A 15589-nucleotide genomic window follows, 5' to 3' on the forward strand; every position below is an offset into this window, starting at 1 on the left:
GGTCTGGATGACCGAATTCAACACTGGCGCACTGCTTTGGTATGTGCCGCTGGCCTATGTACTGGCCTGTTTACCGGTTGCGCTCGGCGCTGGTATTTCCCGTTCATGGGCCGTAGCCGAAGGCGCTGCACTTGCCGCGCTCGTGATGGCGCTGGCCGCCGCTGTGCATCAAGCATTCAGCAGTGCGCACAACGACAAGCTGGGGCTTGCCATGTTGATGCTGGTCAGCCTACTGGGCTGGGTCGTCATCCGCTACTCCCGACGCTACCTGAACGGCGAAGCAGGGCAAAAGCGCTACCTGCTCGCCATGCAGCTGACATTGGCATCCATTGGCATCGTGGTGGTGACCAACAACCTGGGTGTGCTGGTGCTTGCATGGATCGCGAGCAGCATTACGCTGAACTATTTGCTGACTTTTTACCGCGACCGTCCCGCCGCGCTGGTCGTCGCGCACAAGAAATTCATCGCCAGCCGTCTTGCCGAACTGTGCCTGCTGGCTGCCTTGACGTTGATTTATAGGGAAACCGGTACCCTTGCGTTTCAGGGTATTGCCGACCACGTCGCGGCGGTCCATGCCCTGTCCGCGTCACTGAACTCCGCCATGGCATTGGTGGTGCTGGCGGTGATTCTCAAATCTGCCCAGTTGCCGGTCCACGGCTGGCTGATTCAGGTGATGGAAGCACCCACACCCGTGTCAGCCCTGCTGCATGCGGGCATCGTCAATCTTGGCGGCTTTTTGCTGATTCGCCTGGCCGAGATGCTGTCGGCTTCTCCCACGGGGCAAACCTTGCTGGTCGTCGTTGGCAGCCTGAGTGCGGTGCTGGCCGGTCTGGTGATGATGACGCGCATCAGCATCAAGGTGCGCCTGGCATGGTCAACCTGCGCGCAAATGGGCTTCATGCTGCTCGAATGTGGCCTGGGTCTGTATGAACTGGCTTTCTTGCATTTGGTGGCGCATTCGCTCTACAAGGCTTACGCCTTTCTGGCTGCCGGCGAAGCGGTGCTGGAGAGCCGTCGCCGTGCGTTTTTTCCGGAAGAGGCCAAACGTTCGTCTGTTGCCAGCGTCGTGATACGACTTCTTTGCGTCCCGTTTGCTATCGCGCTACTGGCTGGCAGCGTCGCGGTTTGGCAAATCGGCTTGCCTGGACTGGCAATTCCACCCCTGGCAATCCTGATCGTGGGGCTGGGTCTGGCTCCATTGTTGTGGCGCGCCGATGGGTGGTGCATGGGCACAGCGCGCGGCGTCATCGCCATTTTGGTGCTGGCGCAGTGCTACATCGCAGGGCACCTCGTTTTTGGCGTTCTGGTGAATACGCCCGTAGCTTCTGCATCGTTGCCATTGACCCTCTGGGCCGGCAACTGCCTTGCAGCCCTCTATCTGGTGCAAGTGTGGTTGCTTGCCTTCCCGCGCGGGCAGTTTGCCAAAGTCTTTTATCCATGGGCTTATGCCGGCTTTTACCTTGATGAGCGCTTTACGCGGCTAACGTTCCGCATCTGGCCGATATGCCTGCCCGCGGTTTCGCTGCGGCCCCCTCATTCAACTGCTGCTCTGCTGAGCGAAAAATCATGAACGCTGCTGCCTCCTTGCGCCATCCTGTCAAGTCTTCCGTCGATTCGGCCGTCGAGGTGGCGTGCCGCCTGATCGCGCCTACCTGGCCTTTGGACCGCTTCATTGCGGTCAATCCTTACTGGGGATGGGTTGACTGTCCCATTGAAGAGGCGGCCGCGCAGCTCAAGCAGTTGGGCGGCAGCCGCATGCACATGCCGCAGGCGTTTTACCGCGATGCCTGGAAGACCCAGGCTTTGCAGTCCGAACACCTGGCGCAGGCCATGGCAGAAGCAGGGATACCGGTGGACCCAACTGCAGTGATTGCCGCGCTGGATGGTGCGCAGGAATCGTCCAGCGCGCTGCCCTTGCTATCGGACATGCTTGACGCGCAACGGCAATTGTCACGCGAGCCTGCCTGGCGCTCTACCATCACCCACCAGGTCAGCCAGTACTGCGCCGCGTATTTTGATGCCGAGCAGGCCGACTGGCATCCCGCACAGAGCTGCGGGCTGTATGGTGGGTGGCGCCATTCGATAGCGCACGACCATGGTGTGGCGCTGCTGATGAAAGCACCAGAGGTACTGCGACGTTCACAAGCGCTGCCTGCCGACGCCCTGCAGGCGATCACGTTTGTTCTCGATAAATTGGGCGTGCCTGCGGATGGCCTGAACGACTTCCTGTGCGCTGTGTTGCAACGGATTAACGGCTGGGCCTCCTGGTGCGCCTATCTGCGCTGGCAAGCTCGCCTTAAAGGCGACGACGACAACCAAATCGTCGAGTTGCTGGCGATTCGTCTTTCTTGGGAATATTTGCTGGACGATGGCTCGCGCGCTGAAAAATCTCCCTGGATGCGCTGGCGAAACGCCTGGCAACGGCCACGCATTTGCAGCAACATCACAACACCAGACCACGCCGCATTGCTGCATCGTGCGCTGGAAATAGCTTACCAAAAGCCGCTTGCTGCAGCATTGGCGCAGCCCTCTGCCGCTTCAACCGGGCGCATTTACGCGGTGCAGGCCGTGTTTTGCATCGATGTGCGTTCAGAAGTTTTTCGGCGCGCGCTGGAAAGCGTCACGCCCGAGCTGCAGACGATGGGGTTTGCCGGCTTTTTCGGCTTGCCCATTTCCTACACGCCGCTGGGAACCACAGCCACGCGTCCCCAGCTGCCAGGGTTGCTGGCGGCCACACTGTGCGTTACCGACTCATGTGGCAATGATGACAAAGACGCTGCGTTGGCCAAGGCCAGGCAAGCAGGTGTTGCCGCCAAACAATCGCGGCAGCCCTTTGGGCGCCTGCCGGGCTCGGCCTTCACGCTGGTGGAAGCGATAGGCCTGGGCTACCTGGGCAAGCTGATCACGCGCAGCTTGCCCTCCACCAGCGCTGCACCGCCTGCCGATCATGACGGCCTGGGCACACATTACGGCGCGCGGCCCGCCTTGGCTGTGAGCGCTGGGGACACGCTTGCGCAGCGCGTGTCTCTGGCCGAAGGGGTTCTCAAGGCAATGGGCCTGCGCTCCGGCTTTGCGCGCATCGTGCTGCTCGCAGGCCACGGCAGCCAAAGCGCCAACAACCCGCATGCGGCGGGCCTGGACTGCGGCGCCTGCTGCGGACAAACCGGTGAAGTCAATGCCCGCACTTTGGCGGCATTGCTGAACGACCCGGCGCTGCGAAAAGCACTCGCCGAACGCCATCTGGTGGTGCCCGAAACAACGCACTTTCTTGCTGCACTGCATAACACCACCACGGATGAAGTCCAGCTCTTCGATGTCGATCTCGTTCCTGCCAGCCATGCGCAAGACCTGATGCACCTGCGCCAGGTGCTGCTTGCGGCCGGCGCAAAGACACGCGCCGAGCGCGCGCCTTTACTCGGTCTGGGCGATCTTTGCGCCCAGCCTGATGCCTTGCTTCTAGCCCTGAAAAAAAGGGCCAATGACTGGGCGCAAACGCGGCCGGAATGGGGGCTGGCCAACAATGCCGCCTTCATCGTCGCTCCGCGTTCCCGCTCCCGGGACGTCAACCTGGCCGGTCGGTCCTTCCTGCACGACTACGACTGGCAAAGCGATGCCGACGGCAGCATTCTTGAACTCATCATGACCGCGCCCATGGTGGTGACGCACTGGATCAACATGCAGTACTTTGCCTCCACGGTGGACAACGCGCGTTATGGCAGTGGCAACAAGGTGCTTCACAACGTGGTTGGCGGCCATATTGGGGTGTTCGAAGGCAATGGAGGCGACCTGCGAATTGGCCTGCCCCTGCAGTCCGTGCATGACGGCCAGAAATGGATGCACACGCCGTTGCGCCTGTCAGTCTTTATCGAGGCGCCGCAAGCCCGCATTGAGGCGGTCATGAACAAGCATGAAACGGTTCGCCAACTAGTGGAGAACCGCTGGCTTCATCTTTTTCGTATTGACCCGCAAACGAATGCCGTTGAGTCCTGGTCTGGCGGCCGCTGGGAAACCTGGGTAGCCGCCCTGGATTCGGCATGCACGTCTTGACGGATCAACCAATGCACCAATTTACCAATGCGCGCGACATGTACCAGGGCCGACATGCAGTTTTACTGACCCAGCACGGCAAGGAAGCCATCATCGGGCCTGTTTTACAGGCGGAGATTGGCTGCCAGGTAGACTTGGTCGGGGGCTTTGACACGGACCAACTCGGCACTTTTACCCGCGATATTCCCCGCCCTGGTTCGCAATTGCAGACGGCCTTAAGAAAAGCCCGAATCGGCATGCAACTGGCTGATTCGCGCATCGGCTTGGCAAGCGAAGGCGCTTTCATTGCCGACCCTTACACCGGTTTGATTCCCTGGAATGTAGAGCTTGTCGTTTTCATCGACGATGACAAGGCCCTTGAGCTCACTGGTATTGCACAGGGGCCAGCGAAAAGTGAACATCGGGCAGTCAGCAGCTGGAATGAAATGGTGACTTTTGCCGAAGATGCTGCATTTCCGTCCCATCACCTCGTTGTCAGGCCAAACGACGAACACGATTTGCGAACTTGCAAAGGCCTGAGCGACTGGACTGCGCTGCAAAAAGCCTATGTCCATGCAACCAGCCTCTCGGGCAACGGCGTTGTCGTCGTCGAAAACGACCTGCGCGCGCATTGCAATCCGACTCGCCAGAAAATCATCGCTGCCGCAGCCAACAATCTTGCGCAGCGGCTCAATTCATCCTGTCCGGTTTGCGCAGCGCCAGGCTACTGGATGACCCGGACGATCACCGGTCTGCCATGTGCCATCTGTGCAGCTGCTACCCGACAGCCTTTAGCCGACATCTGGTCTTGCTGGCATTGCGGTCATGGCGATGAAAAGCGCCGGCTGGACACCGACCATGCCGATCCATCCCGTTGTGACTACTGCAATCCCTGAGCCGGTTGGTTGTCGTGCTTTGAACTAGAGTCAAGACGCACGAGCCCAGCAATGCGCCGACGCCCGGGCGCCACATCAAATAAATTTTCTTGCCCCAGGCGATCGCAGCGCTGGCCGACGCCAGCAGTCCGTCCGGGCAGTTGATGAAATTAGCCGCCAGCTTCAGTGAATGCCTTGGTTGTCTTGATACCTTTTCAAACATTAACTCCCATCGTGTTAAGAAAACTCTCTAAATTTTTTCGTAAACTGCCAACGGCTTTTCACCTTAATTAGGAGTTCAGATGTACCAAGATGACACGTCTCGACGGGCTTTTTTCCAGCGAAGCTGCTGCGGGGCGGTGGGCCTTGCCGGATCCTTCAACCTTTTGCCGGCCTATGCTGCCGAAGGAAAAAGGACGAATCTCACGCCCAGTCAGGCGCTCGAAAAGCTCAAGCTCGGGCATAAAAATTTCCTGGATGACAAGCCAACGGCTGCTACCACTCGCGACAGTGACCGGCGTGTGGAAATAGCCCGGGGTCAAATACCATTTGCAGTGCTGGTGGGTTGCTCCGACAGCCGCGTGGCGCCGGAAGTGCTCTTCAATACCGGACTCGGTGAGCTGTTCATCGTGCGCAATGCGGGCAACACGGTAGACACCGTGGCGCTCGGCAGCATCGAGTATGCCGTGCAGGTACTCGGGGTGCCCTTGATTCTGGTACTTGGCCATGAACGCTGTGGCGCCGTGGAGGCTGCGCTGTCGGTGGTTGAAAAAAATACGGTGTATCCCGGCAGCATTGGCCGGATGGTCGAGCCAATCATCCCCGCTGTGCTCAAGGCCAAGGCCTCGGGCAAGTACAAGGGTGAAGAAATGCTTGATGCGGCGGTGCATGAAAATGTACGGCGCACGGTCGATCGGCTTCGCACATCCGAGCCAACGTTTATCGATTCATTACGCTCGGGCAAACTGATGGTCGTTGGCGCCTCCTACGACCTGGATGACGGAAAAGTCGACTTTTTCGTATAACGTCCAGGCGTCTTTACGATCTGCCTCGATGCTTGAGGGCGAACCTGGGTCGAAGTCAAAGCGGAGATCTTTTCGTTTTCCTGTTTCGTTATACGAAACCAAACCAGCCGAGCAGGGCACCAGCGCTCAGCAGCCAGAGCAGGTGCGTCCTGGTGCGCCAGACGATGACAGCGGTGGCTGCCGTCACCAGCCACACAGGCCAGTGTTGCAGTGAACTGCCGTTGGCGCTGGCAAGAATCCAGCCGGTGGCCATCAGCAGTGCTACGACGATGGGCGCCATGCCATGCTTGAAGGCGCGCACCGCGCGCAACTCGCGGTTGCGGTGGCCCCATTGGGCAGCGGCATAGGTCAGCACCGTGCTCGGGATCAGGATGCCCATCAGCGCCAGCACAACGCCGAGCAGGCCCGTCAACATGCCGCCGGCATTCAGGCCGACATTCCAGCCGAGCAGGGCGACAAACAGCACGTTCGGGCCGGGCGCGGCCTGGGCGATGGCAATCGAGGCATTGAACTGTGCGTCGGTCAGCCAGTGCTGCTGGTCCACCAGGAAGCGGTGCATGTCGGGCGCGGTCGTGATGGCACCGCCGATCGACAGCAGGGACAGCGTCAGGTAATGCAAAAACAGGTTGATCCAGTCCTGCAGACCGAACACAAGGGTGAGCGGTTCAGTCATGGCTTGAGCTTTCGATAGGCCAGGGTGCAGGCCACGCTGCCCAAGCCGAACAGCACATAAAACAAGGGCCAGCGCAGCAGCGCTATGGCGACAAAGCACATTACGCCAAAAGCTATGCACAGACGAAGACCGAGTACATTTTTCAGCAGCGCGCCAAACAGTTTCAGGCCGGTCGCCGCAATCAGTCCGGCCGCCACGGCGCCCATGCCGCGCAGCGCGCCAGCCACGCCGGGGTGGTCGGCAAACTGGGCATAGACCAGCGCCAGTAGCAGCACCAGGATCAGCGGTACGGACAGCATGCCGGCCAGCGCCGTCATCGCGCCCTTCAGGCCAAAGTAACGCCCGCCAATCATCAGGGAAAGGTTCACCACGTTGGGGCCCGGCATGATTTGCGCCACCGCCCAGTCTTCGATGAATTCCTCGCGCGTCATCCAGCGCTTTTTCTCGACCAGTTCGCGCTGCACCACAGCCAGCACGCCGCCGAAACCCTGCAGCGCCAGCAAAGTGAAGGAAACGAACAGATCAGTCAGGGATCGGGGTTGCGGAGGGTCTTGTACCGGCAGGGAAGGCATGCGGGAATTATCGCTGTTAGCCTGGAAAACGAAGGCGAGGCTGGATGACGTGAACAGGCGCTGAACATTTAAAAATGATAGCTGCTAGTGCCCGTCCAACATGCGCAAAAGGCAAAAAACACCAAAAAAACCAAGATAAACCGTCTGGACCGGCGATGCGCGGCTTGCCGCCACGCCATTCACGCTAGCGGCCATCGGGTCTTAAGACAGGCAGGCCGGCGCTCAAGCTGTCCCTGTTGGCGTCACGCGTCGCAGCAGACAAGCGCAGACTCAGGACCAAAGCGTCAAACCGTCATGCCGCCGGACACTTCAATCACCGCGCCATTGACATAGCTGGCCTCGTCACTGGCCAGGAAGGCATACACGTTGGCAATTTCTTCCGGCTGGCCCAGCCGCTTGAGCGGCACGCGGGTTTCCATTTCCTTCAGGACGTTTTCAGGAATCGTGGCAAGTATCGGCGTGGCAATGAAGCCGGGCGCCACAGCATTGACGCGGATTCCCTTGGGGCCAAGTTCGCGGCTCCAGGTCTTGGTGAAGCCGATGACGCCGAATTTGGTCGCAGCATAGTTGGTCTGGCCAAAGTTGCCGTAAATGCCAACCACCGAACTGGCATTGAAAATCACGCCCTGGCCCTGCGAAATCATGGTTTCGGCGACCGCCTGCGCGCAATGGAACACGCCGCGCAGGTTGACGTCGATCACGCGGTCAAATTGCTCCAGCGTCATCTTGACCAACCGCGCATCCTGCGTGATGCCTGCGTTGTTGACGAGTGCGTCGATGCGGCCAAACTGTGCCTTGACCTTGGCAACGACTTCATCGACCACGACGCGCTGCGTCACGTCCATGACATGGCCCACGGCCTGCGCGCCAAGCGCCTTGCATTGGCAAACCGCCTCTTCAATCGCCGCCGGGTGAATGTCGCAAACGATGACGATGGCGCCTTCGCTGGCGAACTTGAGCGCGGTGGCCAAGCCGATGCCCTGTGCTGCACCGGTGATGAGGCTGACTTTATTCTGGAGTCTTGGCATGGAGATGCTTGTAAATGGCTGTATGGAGAGGGGAGTGCGACAGCCGATGGGCCGGTGCGGGCGGTTTCAGGCGCCTATGGTAAACGGGCTCCGGCTGTCGGCATCGCTGTCGCCCGACCGGGCCATCGCCATGGCATCGTCGAGCACCTTGGCGCCGGCTTCGCGCATGGCCAAACCAGCGCGCCGAAGAGCCGCCGAATTGCTTGTAGCCGGTCAGGTAAGCGAGTTGTTCCACCCCGTGGATCAACCTTACCCGGCCGCCCGATTCCCTGGCCATCTGCAGTGCGGCGACCAGTTTCTTGCTGGCGCTGCCACTTTCGTCGACCGGGACAAGTATTCGCTGGTACATGGGCTGCGCCTTGTGCAAACCGGTCGGGCCAGGCTTGCGGCTTGCCGCGTTGACATGCATCAAGTGGCGCGCAGCGAAGGCCGGGTGCCGAAGGACCCGGTTGCCGGCGCTGGCAGTAGGCGCTGCTTGATCTGGGTCAATCCGCAGCGGCTTGCCAGCCTGTATGGTTGCAGCATCACCACTTGCTGAGGGAGCCGGCCATGAACAAAGCGCTTGCACAACTGCTGGTACACATGGACGCCTTGCCGAAGGCGCAGCAGCGACTGCAAGCCGCGCGACGGCTTGGCCAGGCGCAAGGCGCTGCGGTGACGGCGCTGTACGGCGTGATGTCGCACTTCGTCGGGCTGCCTTTCTCGCCTGAAATCGGTCCAGGCATCGCTTCGGCACTCCAGGACATCGATGACCAGCGGCGTCAGCTGGCGCGCAGTGCCTTCGAACAGGCGCTGTCAACGCCCGGATCGGCCGTTGAATGGGCCGAAATCCACCAAGACCCGATGATGGCGGCGTTTGCGCAACAGGCTTTTTATGCCGATCTGTTGGTGCTGGGCCAGCATGACCCGGCCACTGCTTCATCGTCCGGCGTGCCGCACGATTTTGCCGAGAACATGTTGCTCATGAGCGGCAAGCCAGCCCTGATCCTTCCGCATGCTGGCATTCCTCCCGACGTGATTGGTGAAACCGTGGTGATCGCCTGGAAACCGGCGCGCGAAGCGGCCCGCGCCGTGAGCGCGGCCATGCCACTGCTCAAGTGCGCGCGGCGCGTCGTCATCCTGTCGTGGTCCGGCGACGATGAAACCGTGTTGGGCAAGCGGCTCGACCTGCGCGGCTACCTCCGGCTGAACGGCGTCCAGGCAAGCGGGCTGGAGCAGGGAAGCGAGCCTTCGGCGCTGGGTGAATTGATTCTCTCGCGTTCCTACGACATCGGTGCCGACCTGCTGGTGATGGGCTGCTACGGTCACAGCCGGGCGCGTGAGTGGGTGCTGGGCGGCACCTCGCGCACCGTGCTGGAGTCGATGACCTTGCCGGTCCTGATGTCACACTGACTTTCACTGCCCGGCCGCCGCATGCCGACAGGCGCCGGGTGCGCAAGGTTCAGGGGCTGCGCAAACGACCATCTAGCGCAGACCATTTGGCTGCCAGCAGTTGCGCTTTGGCTTCGCAGCGGCTTCGCCAACGGAAGGCTCATGTGATTGAAGAAGCGGCCCATGGAAGTGTTGACGGTGTCGCTGATGTCGGAACCAAGTAAACGCAGCTTGCACTTGATGATCTTCGCTGGGTTGATTGAAGTCTAAGAATTGAGAAGCCGGAATTTCCAGCTGCCGACATCCAGCTTGTCCACGACGCGGGAAATACCTTGCGCCGGGATCGCAGCGTCAACGGACGCTTCACGCTGCGCCATCGAAGGCACCGCGCCTTTCAGTTCTACCACGTCCTCCTTGAGCTCGACAGGGGCATGCTCCGGCTGGTAGCGCGTTCTGGGAACCAGCACCGCCGCCCTGTTGGCAGGGCTGTCGCACAAGGCCGGCTAAGCCATGTTGGCATCCTGCAGCGCAATGCCTGCATACGGGCTTGCACTGGATACGCATCAATCTGGCGCAAAACGCGCAGCCGCCGCAGGTGCCGCCCCGCCAGGGAATGACTACCCGCTGGCCGGTGGTCAACCGGCGAACCGGATGGTGTTGCGCCAGGACAAACGCCTTCAGGCGGTGCAGCAGGATGCCGTGCAGGACTGCGGTCACAAGGCCGAAATTGCACCTTTCACCTGTAACCCCTGCCGGGCGAGCAGCGGCAAGTGGCCGCTGTGGTCAATGAGTGCATGGTTGAGGATGACTGCAACGATGCTGGCCGGATCGATGGAAAGAGGCGCACAGTTGCATACGCCCAATTGCTTGTAATCCAGGCGCCGTCCGCCATCCGCCGGATCGCTTGGTTGGCCCCGCCGACGCAGGTACTTGGAACCATTGACGCTGCCAGCCCCACCCATGAAATGGAATCGCATGCCCGCCTTCATGACGACCGGCAACAGTTCGGCTTGAATGCATCAAGTCCATCCGTTGGTGGACAGTGCTTGAGAATTCACTTCCGTACAAAGCCTAGTAAACTGGCTGTTTCATCTCAGGCTGGCCCAGGATTGCGGCAAAAAATCATGACCACCTTCCTCAAAATCGACTTTGTTTCCGACGTTTCATGCCCCTGGTGCGCCATTGGCCTGAAGGCGCTGGACCAGGCGCTGGCGCGCGTGGCTGGCGACATCACGGCCGAACTGCACTTTCAGCCCTTCGAGCTCAATCCGAAGATGGCACCCGAAGGCCAGGAAATCACCGAACACATCACCGAAAAGTACGGCATCACGCCTGAACAGGCCGATGTCAACCGTGAAAACATTCGACAGCGCGGTGAGCAACTCGGCTTTACCTTCAGCCGGGCGGACCAGCCCGGAGGAGGGCGCAGCCGCATCTACAACACGTTTGACGCCCATCGCCTGCTCCACTGGGCAGGGCTTCAGGAAGCCGGCTTGCAAAAGGTCTTGAAGGAAGGCCTGCTAAAAGCCTACTTCACCGACGGCCACAGTCCTGCCTCACATGCAGTGCTGGTCCGGGTTGCAGGCGAGAGTGGCCTTGACCCGGTGCAGGCTGCCGAGATACTGGCAAGCCATGCCTATGCCAAGGAAGTGCGTGAACGCGAATCGTTTTACCAGACGCAGGGGGTGCATTCGGTGCCTGCGGTCATCATCAACGACCGCCACCTGATTTCCGGCGGCCAGCCGGTCGAGGTGTTCGAGCAGGCGCTGCGACAGATTGCCGCGGCGGGCTGACTCCCCTCGGCATCAGTCCGTCTGCTTTGCAGCGGCCGCATCACGTTGACCGTTGCCACAGGCGGTCGCATGGCTGGGTTTCACGGTGCCGTCGCTGTCGCGGCGCAGCGTTTTTGGAGCCGATGGGCTGTCTGACCCGGAATCGCCACCGCCCTGGCCTCCTTCCTGGCTCGAACTGCCGGCGTCCCGGCCGAACGAATTATCAGCGTGACCATAGCCCCCATATTCCGCGCCGGCCTGGTCGGGGTGGTTTTGCGGCCCGTCCTGCAGTTCCTTGTCTGGCAAAAGCTCGTCCTGGACAGCCGGCCGTGTCTGGCCTTTGCGCTCGCTGGGGTTCATGTCAGATTCCTTGGTGAAAGTGGGAATGTACAAAGGTTGCCCCGCAGGTACCAGGCCAAATTGTCGAGCGAAAGAAATGCAAGCCCATGGACACCCAGCGAACCGAGGGAAGGAGCATGGCATTGACTTTACGAAGTGGGCGTGAAAACCCGTGTCGGACCCGGATGAACCCGGTGTAGGACAAGCCAGGGGTTTTAGACATGAATGAAAGCAAGTCCCCAAGAGTCTTCTTGCTATCGAATAAATAGCTGTTAATGTAGGCAGGCTATGCGCTGGATTGACATGTTTTAAAAAAATCATTCAAAGTCAGCGCATGGCCTGTCAGCTGTACCACTGGCTTGGCATCCAGGGTCGTGGCGCGTTGGTGCGGCTGACGCTGGAAGTGCCCGGCGAGCCCTGTGTCGACGTAAGTAGGCCGGAACGAAGTGAACGGTGAGGGCGTTGGCGCGCGGGAGGAATTCATGCAGGGTCCGACCTTGGCGCAGCGGCATTTTGCGCTGCCGTTCCTGGTCACCTGAACCTTGACTGCTGCTATTTTTTTTGGCTTCAAGTGATTTCTGGGGGTGGATTTTTCGGAGAATTGGTATCAAGCCCGCTCGCTTCAAGCGACACATGTCCCGCCAAAGGCCGGATGTTTTCCAGAACTGGGGAATGGCTTTGGCCTACAACACGGCCTGTGGTTGCCTGACCACGGTTGTGTTTTACGCGGGCGATCATGGCACTTGCACTGAAAAGCGCCGTTGAACGGCTTTGCTTGTGAGCATTGAGTTGATGCACAGATCCATGCGTCCATCGGATTGCACGGTTGCACGAGCCACTGCCACGGCGCTATCAGGCAAAATTTTTGTTCATCACCTTACCCAACGGAGCAAATACCATGACGGCTATCAACGACGATGTAATCAACACGCTGAACGACTTGCTCGAATCCTGCCGCGACGGCGAGTATGGATTCACCACCTCTGCCGAACATACGGAGACATCTGAGCTCAAAAGTTTGTTGATGCGCCACGCCAACGAATGTCAAACCGCTGGAAAAGAACTGCAGGCGCTGATCCGCCAGTCCGGAGGCGAGCCGGATGAAGGTGGTTCGATGTCCGGTGCGCTGCACCGCGGATGGGTGTCGGTACGAGGCATCTTGAGCGGCCATAGCGACCAGGCCATGCTTGACGAATGCGAGCGAGGCGAGGATGCTGCTGTGGCCAGTTACCGCAAGGCGCTCAAGCAGGACCTGCCCCCGGCCATTCGCAATGTCGTCGAAAAGCAGTCCCAAGGCGCGCAGAAGAACCATGACGAGATCAAGGCCCTGCGTGATTCATACAAAGGACGGCACTGAGTCAGGCGGTGCATTTCATTTTGCTTGCCGCTGTCTTTTGATAAGGCAAGGCGGGGGCTGCAACAGGACTTTCCGTTGCAGTCCCTTTTTTTTGACGCTCTGTTCCGCTAGTTTCCCAAACCTCCTGAACACGTGACCTGCGCATCAAATTGTGTTCCCTGACGCGAATAGTCACTGTCGGTCACGCGGCAGCCGGACACCATTTCTACCGCTTGTTGTAGGCGCGCCGTTGCGGTGGGGCTTTTTTCCAGTACTTTTGGTCTTGGGGATGCGCTGGCGGTCCAGGTGCTGTCCGTGATCTGGCTGAGCTCATAGGAGTGGCCACCCAAGGTCACATTTCGTACCCCAGGCTCTGCCTTGGCTGAGAGCATGGCGCAACCGCTAAACCCGAGGCTGGCCAATGTAAGTCCCCACGAGAAGTACTGTTTCATGAATAGCGAGAGGTGAAGGGCATGGCAGCAGATGACTGATGCCATGCAATGGCTCTTGGCAAGCCATCATGGCCTGCCGTATTCTGGGCTTTGGGCGTGGGCACTGTCGGTGTGGGCGTTGGCAGCTTGGCATCGGGACAGCCTGAAATCAGCAGGGCTGAGCAGGCCAGTGGCAATACTACAAAAAGGCGTTTCATTGAGTTCTCCAAGCGCAGACCTTCTGCAGTGGCAAATCATAGGCGGTCATTTGGTGGCCTGCCAGAAGCCCAGGCGATGTTGCGGCCCAGGCCTACAAAGGAATTGAACCGGCCCGCCTGGCGCTGAAGAGGCGTCAGGCTCTAGGACCAAAACTCATCTTTTTCATGGGTCAAGTCAAGCCCTTGCGCGATACCGCACACGCGTTCTAGCCTGGACCGGCGAGGGCAGGCGTCCGTCCAGGCTCTGGCAGCTCCGGTGGGCCACGCTGGACAATTCGCCAGTTCGTCCTGCGCCAGTGGCATCGACATGCCCAAGGCCAAGCCCACGCCAAGTCGGGCGGCGACCGTCGTCACGCGAAAGCCGCTGCGCAGGTCGTCGATAAAAATCCTGTTGATCTGTTTCTCAGCGACGCTTTTGTCATCAGAACGCAGTGGAAGGCTGCCCGCCAAGTGACATGAAAAGGGCACGGGAAAAATCCTTCGCGCCCTCAAACGAACGGGTAATCCTGGGCCGCGCGACCACATGCAGCCTGTGGCCGCCGCTGGTTTTCAGGAAGCAGACAAGCGCCACTTCCTCCTGCTTCGTGAGCGACTGTTGCACATGCATTGCTGCAGGTCATCCCATGAAACGCCTACGTCCGTTCCTTGCTGGTCGGGCTAAGCAGTGCCTTCGAAAGCAGCGTAGGCCAGCGGATGGTTATCGACCTGCACAGCCATGCGCTTGACCGCTGGATTCCGGCTCGTTCCCTTGAGCGGCACCCAGTTTTTCAGCCTGCCATTCAGTTGCAGCCGAACGCCTTAATGCAGGGTTCGCGCCGCATGCTTGCGGACATCGCAACACAGCGCCTGGCCAGCGTCTGAATGCCGGCGGCCTGACTTCAGTCGCGGCGTCTGGCAAACGTCGCGTTTGATTCGTTAAGGATCAGGCGGATGGTTGGTGGCCAAGACTGGCGCTGTCGGGTTTGACGCGATTACGCAGCCTTGCGGCTGCCGGGCGAGTGCGGGGATGTGTCATCGGTCCCGTCAAGCGTTTGCGCTTTTTTCTTGGCGGGTAAGTCACGTGCCCTGGATTTTCCCTTGGGGATATTGCCATTAGACGGGGTATCGGACGTTCCACCGTGGCGCAAGCTGCGCTGCAGCAAGTCGCCGAGGTCCAGGATTTGTGCGCCAAAAGGAATCGTTTCCTCCGCGTCGGCTTCAGGCTTCGCCGCGGATTGCAACTGGCCGGCCTTGACCTTGCGGTCAACCAAGGCAAGAATTTCTTTCTTGAAGGAATTGCTGAACTGGTGAGGGTCCCAGTTCCCGCGCATGTCCTCGATCAGCGCCTTGGCCATGGCCAGTTCCTGGCCGCTGACGCCGGCTGCCTGGGGGCCTTCGGGCGGCAGGTCCAGATCTTCCCAAGAGCGGATTTCTTCGCCCCAGCGCAGCAGGTTCAGCACTAAACCCTGTCCCGAGGGCACCAGCGCTGCCAGGTGCTGCTTGTTTTGCAGCACCACCCGTGCCACGCCCACCCGTCGAGACTGCAGCAAGGCGTCGCGCAGCAGTGCATACACCTTCTCGCCCTTGTTGATCGGCTCCAGGTAATACGGTTTTTCCAGGTAAACGAAGGGAATCTGGGTATTGGGCACAAAGCTGTCAATCGCGATGGTCTGCGTGATCTTGGGGTAGGCCGCTCGGATTTCCTCGTCGGTCAACACCACATAGCGGCCATTTTCGTATTCAATGCCCTTGATGATGTTTTCTGCCGCGATCTCCTCTCCCGTGACCTTGTTGATGCGCCGGTAGCCGACCGGGTCTAGGCTGCGCTTGTCCAGCCAGTCAAAGTCCAGTCCAGTATTGATCGTGGCCGAATGCAGAGCCACCGGGACATGCACCAGCCCGAAGCTGATGGCGCCTTTCCAGACCGCGCGTGTCGCCATGGGT

17 protein-coding genes and 1 pseudogene are annotated in these 15589 nt (G+C 59.9%); 7 read left to right on the plus strand and 11 right to left on the minus strand.

What is annotated here, in order from left to right; translation table 11 throughout:
- Positions 1 to 7 precede the first annotated feature (7 nt).
- The 4 genes from IWX85_RS15980 to IWX85_RS15995 all read left to right on the plus strand — a co-directional run bounded on the left by IWX85_RS15980 (position 8) and on the right by IWX85_RS15995 (position 5926).
- Positions 8 to 1570, plus strand: a complete 1563-nt coding sequence (locus IWX85_RS15980; RefSeq protein ID WP_196870380.1) for an NADH-quinone oxidoreductase subunit L — start codon at positions 8 to 10, stop codon at positions 1568 to 1570.
- Positions 1567 to 4047: a YbcC family protein gene (locus IWX85_RS15985; protein WP_196870381.1), complete on the plus strand. Its 2481-nt coding sequence runs from the start codon at positions 1567 to 1569 to the stop codon at positions 4045 to 4047. The genes IWX85_RS15980 and IWX85_RS15985 overlap by 4 nt, the downstream gene beginning before the upstream one ends.
- A gap of 11 nt (positions 4048 to 4058) precedes the next feature.
- Positions 4059 to 4922, plus strand: coding sequence for a DUF6671 family protein (locus IWX85_RS15990; RefSeq protein ID WP_196870382.1), 864 nt, complete (start codon positions 4059 to 4061; stop codon positions 4920 to 4922).
- A gap of 281 nt (positions 4923 to 5203) precedes the next feature.
- Positions 5204 to 5926, plus strand: a complete 723-nt coding sequence (locus IWX85_RS15995) for a carbonic anhydrase (RefSeq protein ID WP_036804185.1) — start codon at positions 5204 to 5206, stop codon at positions 5924 to 5926.
- 88 nt (positions 5927 to 6014) lie between these two features.
- Here IWX85_RS15995 and IWX85_RS16000 read toward each other — a convergent pair whose 3' ends face one another.
- The 4 genes from IWX85_RS16000 to IWX85_RS20995 all read right to left on the minus strand — a co-directional run bounded on the left by IWX85_RS16000 (position 6015) and on the right by IWX85_RS20995 (position 8608).
- Positions 6015 to 6599 (minus strand): chromate transporter, encoded by a 585-nt coding sequence (locus IWX85_RS16000; RefSeq protein ID WP_196870383.1) that lies wholly within the window; start codon positions 6597 to 6599, stop codon positions 6015 to 6017.
- A complete protein-coding gene (locus tag IWX85_RS16005; RefSeq protein WP_196870384.1) occupies positions 6596 to 7171 on the minus strand; it encodes a chromate transporter in 576 nt (191 codons plus the stop codon). Before IWX85_RS16005 ends, IWX85_RS16000 begins: the two co-directional genes overlap by 4 nt.
- Positions 7172 to 7455: 284 nt before the next feature.
- Positions 7456 to 8199: a 3-oxoacyl-[acyl-carrier-protein] reductase gene (gene fabG / locus IWX85_RS16010; RefSeq protein WP_196870385.1), complete on the minus strand. Its 744-nt coding sequence runs from the start codon at positions 8197 to 8199 to the stop codon at positions 7456 to 7458.
- A complete protein-coding gene (locus IWX85_RS20995; RefSeq protein WP_081932307.1) occupies positions 8180 to 8608 on the minus strand; it encodes a universal stress protein in 429 nt (142 codons plus the stop codon). Before IWX85_RS20995 ends, fabG begins: the two co-directional genes overlap by 20 nt.
- Before the next feature lie 140 nt (positions 8609 to 8748).
- On the opposite strand from IWX85_RS20995, the gene IWX85_RS16020 reads away from it, so the two are divergent.
- Positions 8749 to 9591, plus strand: a complete 843-nt coding sequence (locus IWX85_RS16020; protein ID WP_036804177.1) for a universal stress protein — start codon at positions 8749 to 8751, stop codon at positions 9589 to 9591.
- Between the two features lie 245 nt (positions 9592 to 9836).
- On the opposite strand, the gene IWX85_RS16025 is transcribed toward IWX85_RS16020, so the two are convergent.
- Together IWX85_RS16025 and IWX85_RS16030 are read right to left on the minus strand one after the other, a co-directional pair.
- Positions 9837 to 10037 (minus strand): hypothetical protein, encoded by a 201-nt coding sequence (locus IWX85_RS16025; RefSeq protein ID WP_196870387.1) that lies wholly within the window; start codon positions 10035 to 10037, stop codon positions 9837 to 9839.
- Between the two features lie 246 nt (positions 10038 to 10283).
- The gene (locus tag IWX85_RS16030) at positions 10284 to 10547 is read right to left on the minus strand and encodes a hypothetical protein (RefSeq protein WP_196870388.1); all 264 of its coding nucleotides are present in this window, start codon (positions 10545 to 10547) and stop codon (positions 10284 to 10286) included.
- 147 nt (positions 10548 to 10694) lie between these two features.
- Between IWX85_RS16030 and IWX85_RS16035 the strand changes: the two genes are divergently transcribed.
- Positions 10695 to 11363, plus strand: a complete 669-nt coding sequence (locus IWX85_RS16035) for a DsbA family oxidoreductase (RefSeq protein ID WP_036811972.1) — start codon at positions 10695 to 10697, stop codon at positions 11361 to 11363.
- Between the two features lie 12 nt (positions 11364 to 11375).
- On the opposite strand, the gene IWX85_RS16040 is transcribed toward IWX85_RS16035, so the two are convergent.
- Positions 11376 to 11702: a hypothetical protein gene (locus IWX85_RS16040; RefSeq protein WP_036804164.1), complete on the minus strand. Its 327-nt coding sequence runs from the start codon at positions 11700 to 11702 to the stop codon at positions 11376 to 11378.
- Positions 11703 to 12591: 889 nt separating this feature from the next.
- Here IWX85_RS16040 and IWX85_RS16045 point away from each other — a divergent pair.
- Positions 12592 to 13038 (plus strand): annotated as a pseudogene (locus tag IWX85_RS16045) (PA2169 family four-helix-bundle protein); the annotation flags it as partial.
- A 107-nt stretch (positions 13039 to 13145) separates the two neighbouring features.
- On the opposite strand, the gene IWX85_RS16050 reads toward IWX85_RS16045, so the two are convergent.
- The 4 genes from IWX85_RS16050 to IWX85_RS16065 all read right to left on the minus strand — a co-directional run bounded on the left by IWX85_RS16050 (position 13146) and on the right by IWX85_RS16065 (position 15585).
- Positions 13146 to 13514, minus strand: a complete 369-nt coding sequence (locus tag IWX85_RS16050) for a hypothetical protein (protein ID WP_196870389.1) — start codon at positions 13512 to 13514, stop codon at positions 13146 to 13148.
- A gap of 573 nt (positions 13515 to 14087) precedes the next feature.
- Positions 14088 to 14267: a hypothetical protein gene (locus IWX85_RS16055; protein WP_196870390.1), complete on the minus strand. Its 180-nt coding sequence runs from the start codon at positions 14265 to 14267 to the stop codon at positions 14088 to 14090.
- Between the two features lie 56 nt (positions 14268 to 14323).
- Positions 14324 to 14425 carry a hypothetical protein gene (locus IWX85_RS16060; RefSeq protein ID WP_196870391.1) on the minus strand — a complete coding sequence of 34 codons (102 nt, stop codon included), beginning with the start codon at positions 14423 to 14425 and terminating at the stop codon, positions 14324 to 14326.
- Positions 14426 to 14637: 212 nt separating this feature from the next.
- A complete protein-coding gene (locus tag IWX85_RS16065) occupies positions 14638 to 15585 on the minus strand; it encodes a Ku protein (protein WP_196870392.1) in 948 nt (315 codons plus the stop codon).
- Positions 15586 to 15589: the final 4 nt, after the last annotated feature.

This window comes from Polaromonas sp. CG_9.11 (genome assembly GCF_015752225.1).
GTDB lineage: Bacteria > Pseudomonadota > Gammaproteobacteria > Burkholderiales > Burkholderiaceae_C > Polaromonas.

What these genes read in the sequence shown, in the direction of transcription:
- IWX85_RS15995 (WP_036804185.1), top strand. Translation starts at nt 5,204, where the DNA reads ATGTACCAAGATGACACGTCTCGACGGGCTTTTTTCCAGCGAAGCTGC.
- IWX85_RS15985 (WP_196870381.1), top strand. Translation starts at nt 1,567, where the DNA reads ATGAACGCTGCTGCCTCCTTGCGCCATCCTGTCAAGTCTTCCGTCGAT.
- IWX85_RS15990 (WP_196870382.1), top strand. Translation starts at nt 4,059, where the DNA reads ATGCACCAATTTACCAATGCGCGCGACATGTACCAGGGCCGACATGCA.
- IWX85_RS16030 (WP_196870388.1), bottom strand. Translation starts at nt 10,547, where the DNA reads ATGCGATTCCATTTCATGGGTGGGGCTGGCAGCGTCAATGGTTCCAAG.
- IWX85_RS16005 (WP_196870384.1), bottom strand. Translation starts at nt 7,171, where the DNA reads ATGCCTTCCCTGCCGGTACAAGACCCTCCGCAACCCCGATCCCTGACT.
- fabG (WP_196870385.1), bottom strand. Translation starts at nt 8,199, where the DNA reads ATGCCAAGACTCCAGAATAAAGTCAGCCTCATCACCGGTGCAGCACAG.
- IWX85_RS16065 (WP_196870392.1), bottom strand. Translation starts at nt 15,585, where the DNA reads ATGGCGACACGCGCGGTCTGGAAAGGCGCCATCAGCTTCGGGCTGGTG.
- IWX85_RS16040 (WP_036804164.1), bottom strand. Translation starts at nt 11,702, where the DNA reads ATGAACCCCAGCGAGCGCAAAGGCCAGACACGGCCGGCTGTCCAGGAC.
- IWX85_RS16035 (WP_036811972.1), top strand. Translation starts at nt 10,695, where the DNA reads ATGACCACCTTCCTCAAAATCGACTTTGTTTCCGACGTTTCATGCCCC.
- IWX85_RS16000 (WP_196870383.1), bottom strand. Translation starts at nt 6,599, where the DNA reads ATGACTGAACCGCTCACCCTTGTGTTCGGTCTGCAGGACTGGATCAAC.
- IWX85_RS16050 (WP_196870389.1), bottom strand. Translation starts at nt 13,514, where the DNA reads ATGGCATCAGTCATCTGCTGCCATGCCCTTCACCTCTCGCTATTCATG.
- IWX85_RS15980 (WP_196870380.1), top strand. Translation starts at nt 8, where the DNA reads ATGACCGAATTCAACACTGGCGCACTGCTTTGGTATGTGCCGCTGGCC.
- IWX85_RS20995 (WP_081932307.1), bottom strand. Translation starts at nt 8,608, where the DNA reads ATGCATGTCAACGCGGCAAGCCGCAAGCCTGGCCCGACCGGTTTGCAC.
- IWX85_RS16020 (WP_036804177.1), top strand. Translation starts at nt 8,749, where the DNA reads ATGAACAAAGCGCTTGCACAACTGCTGGTACACATGGACGCCTTGCCG.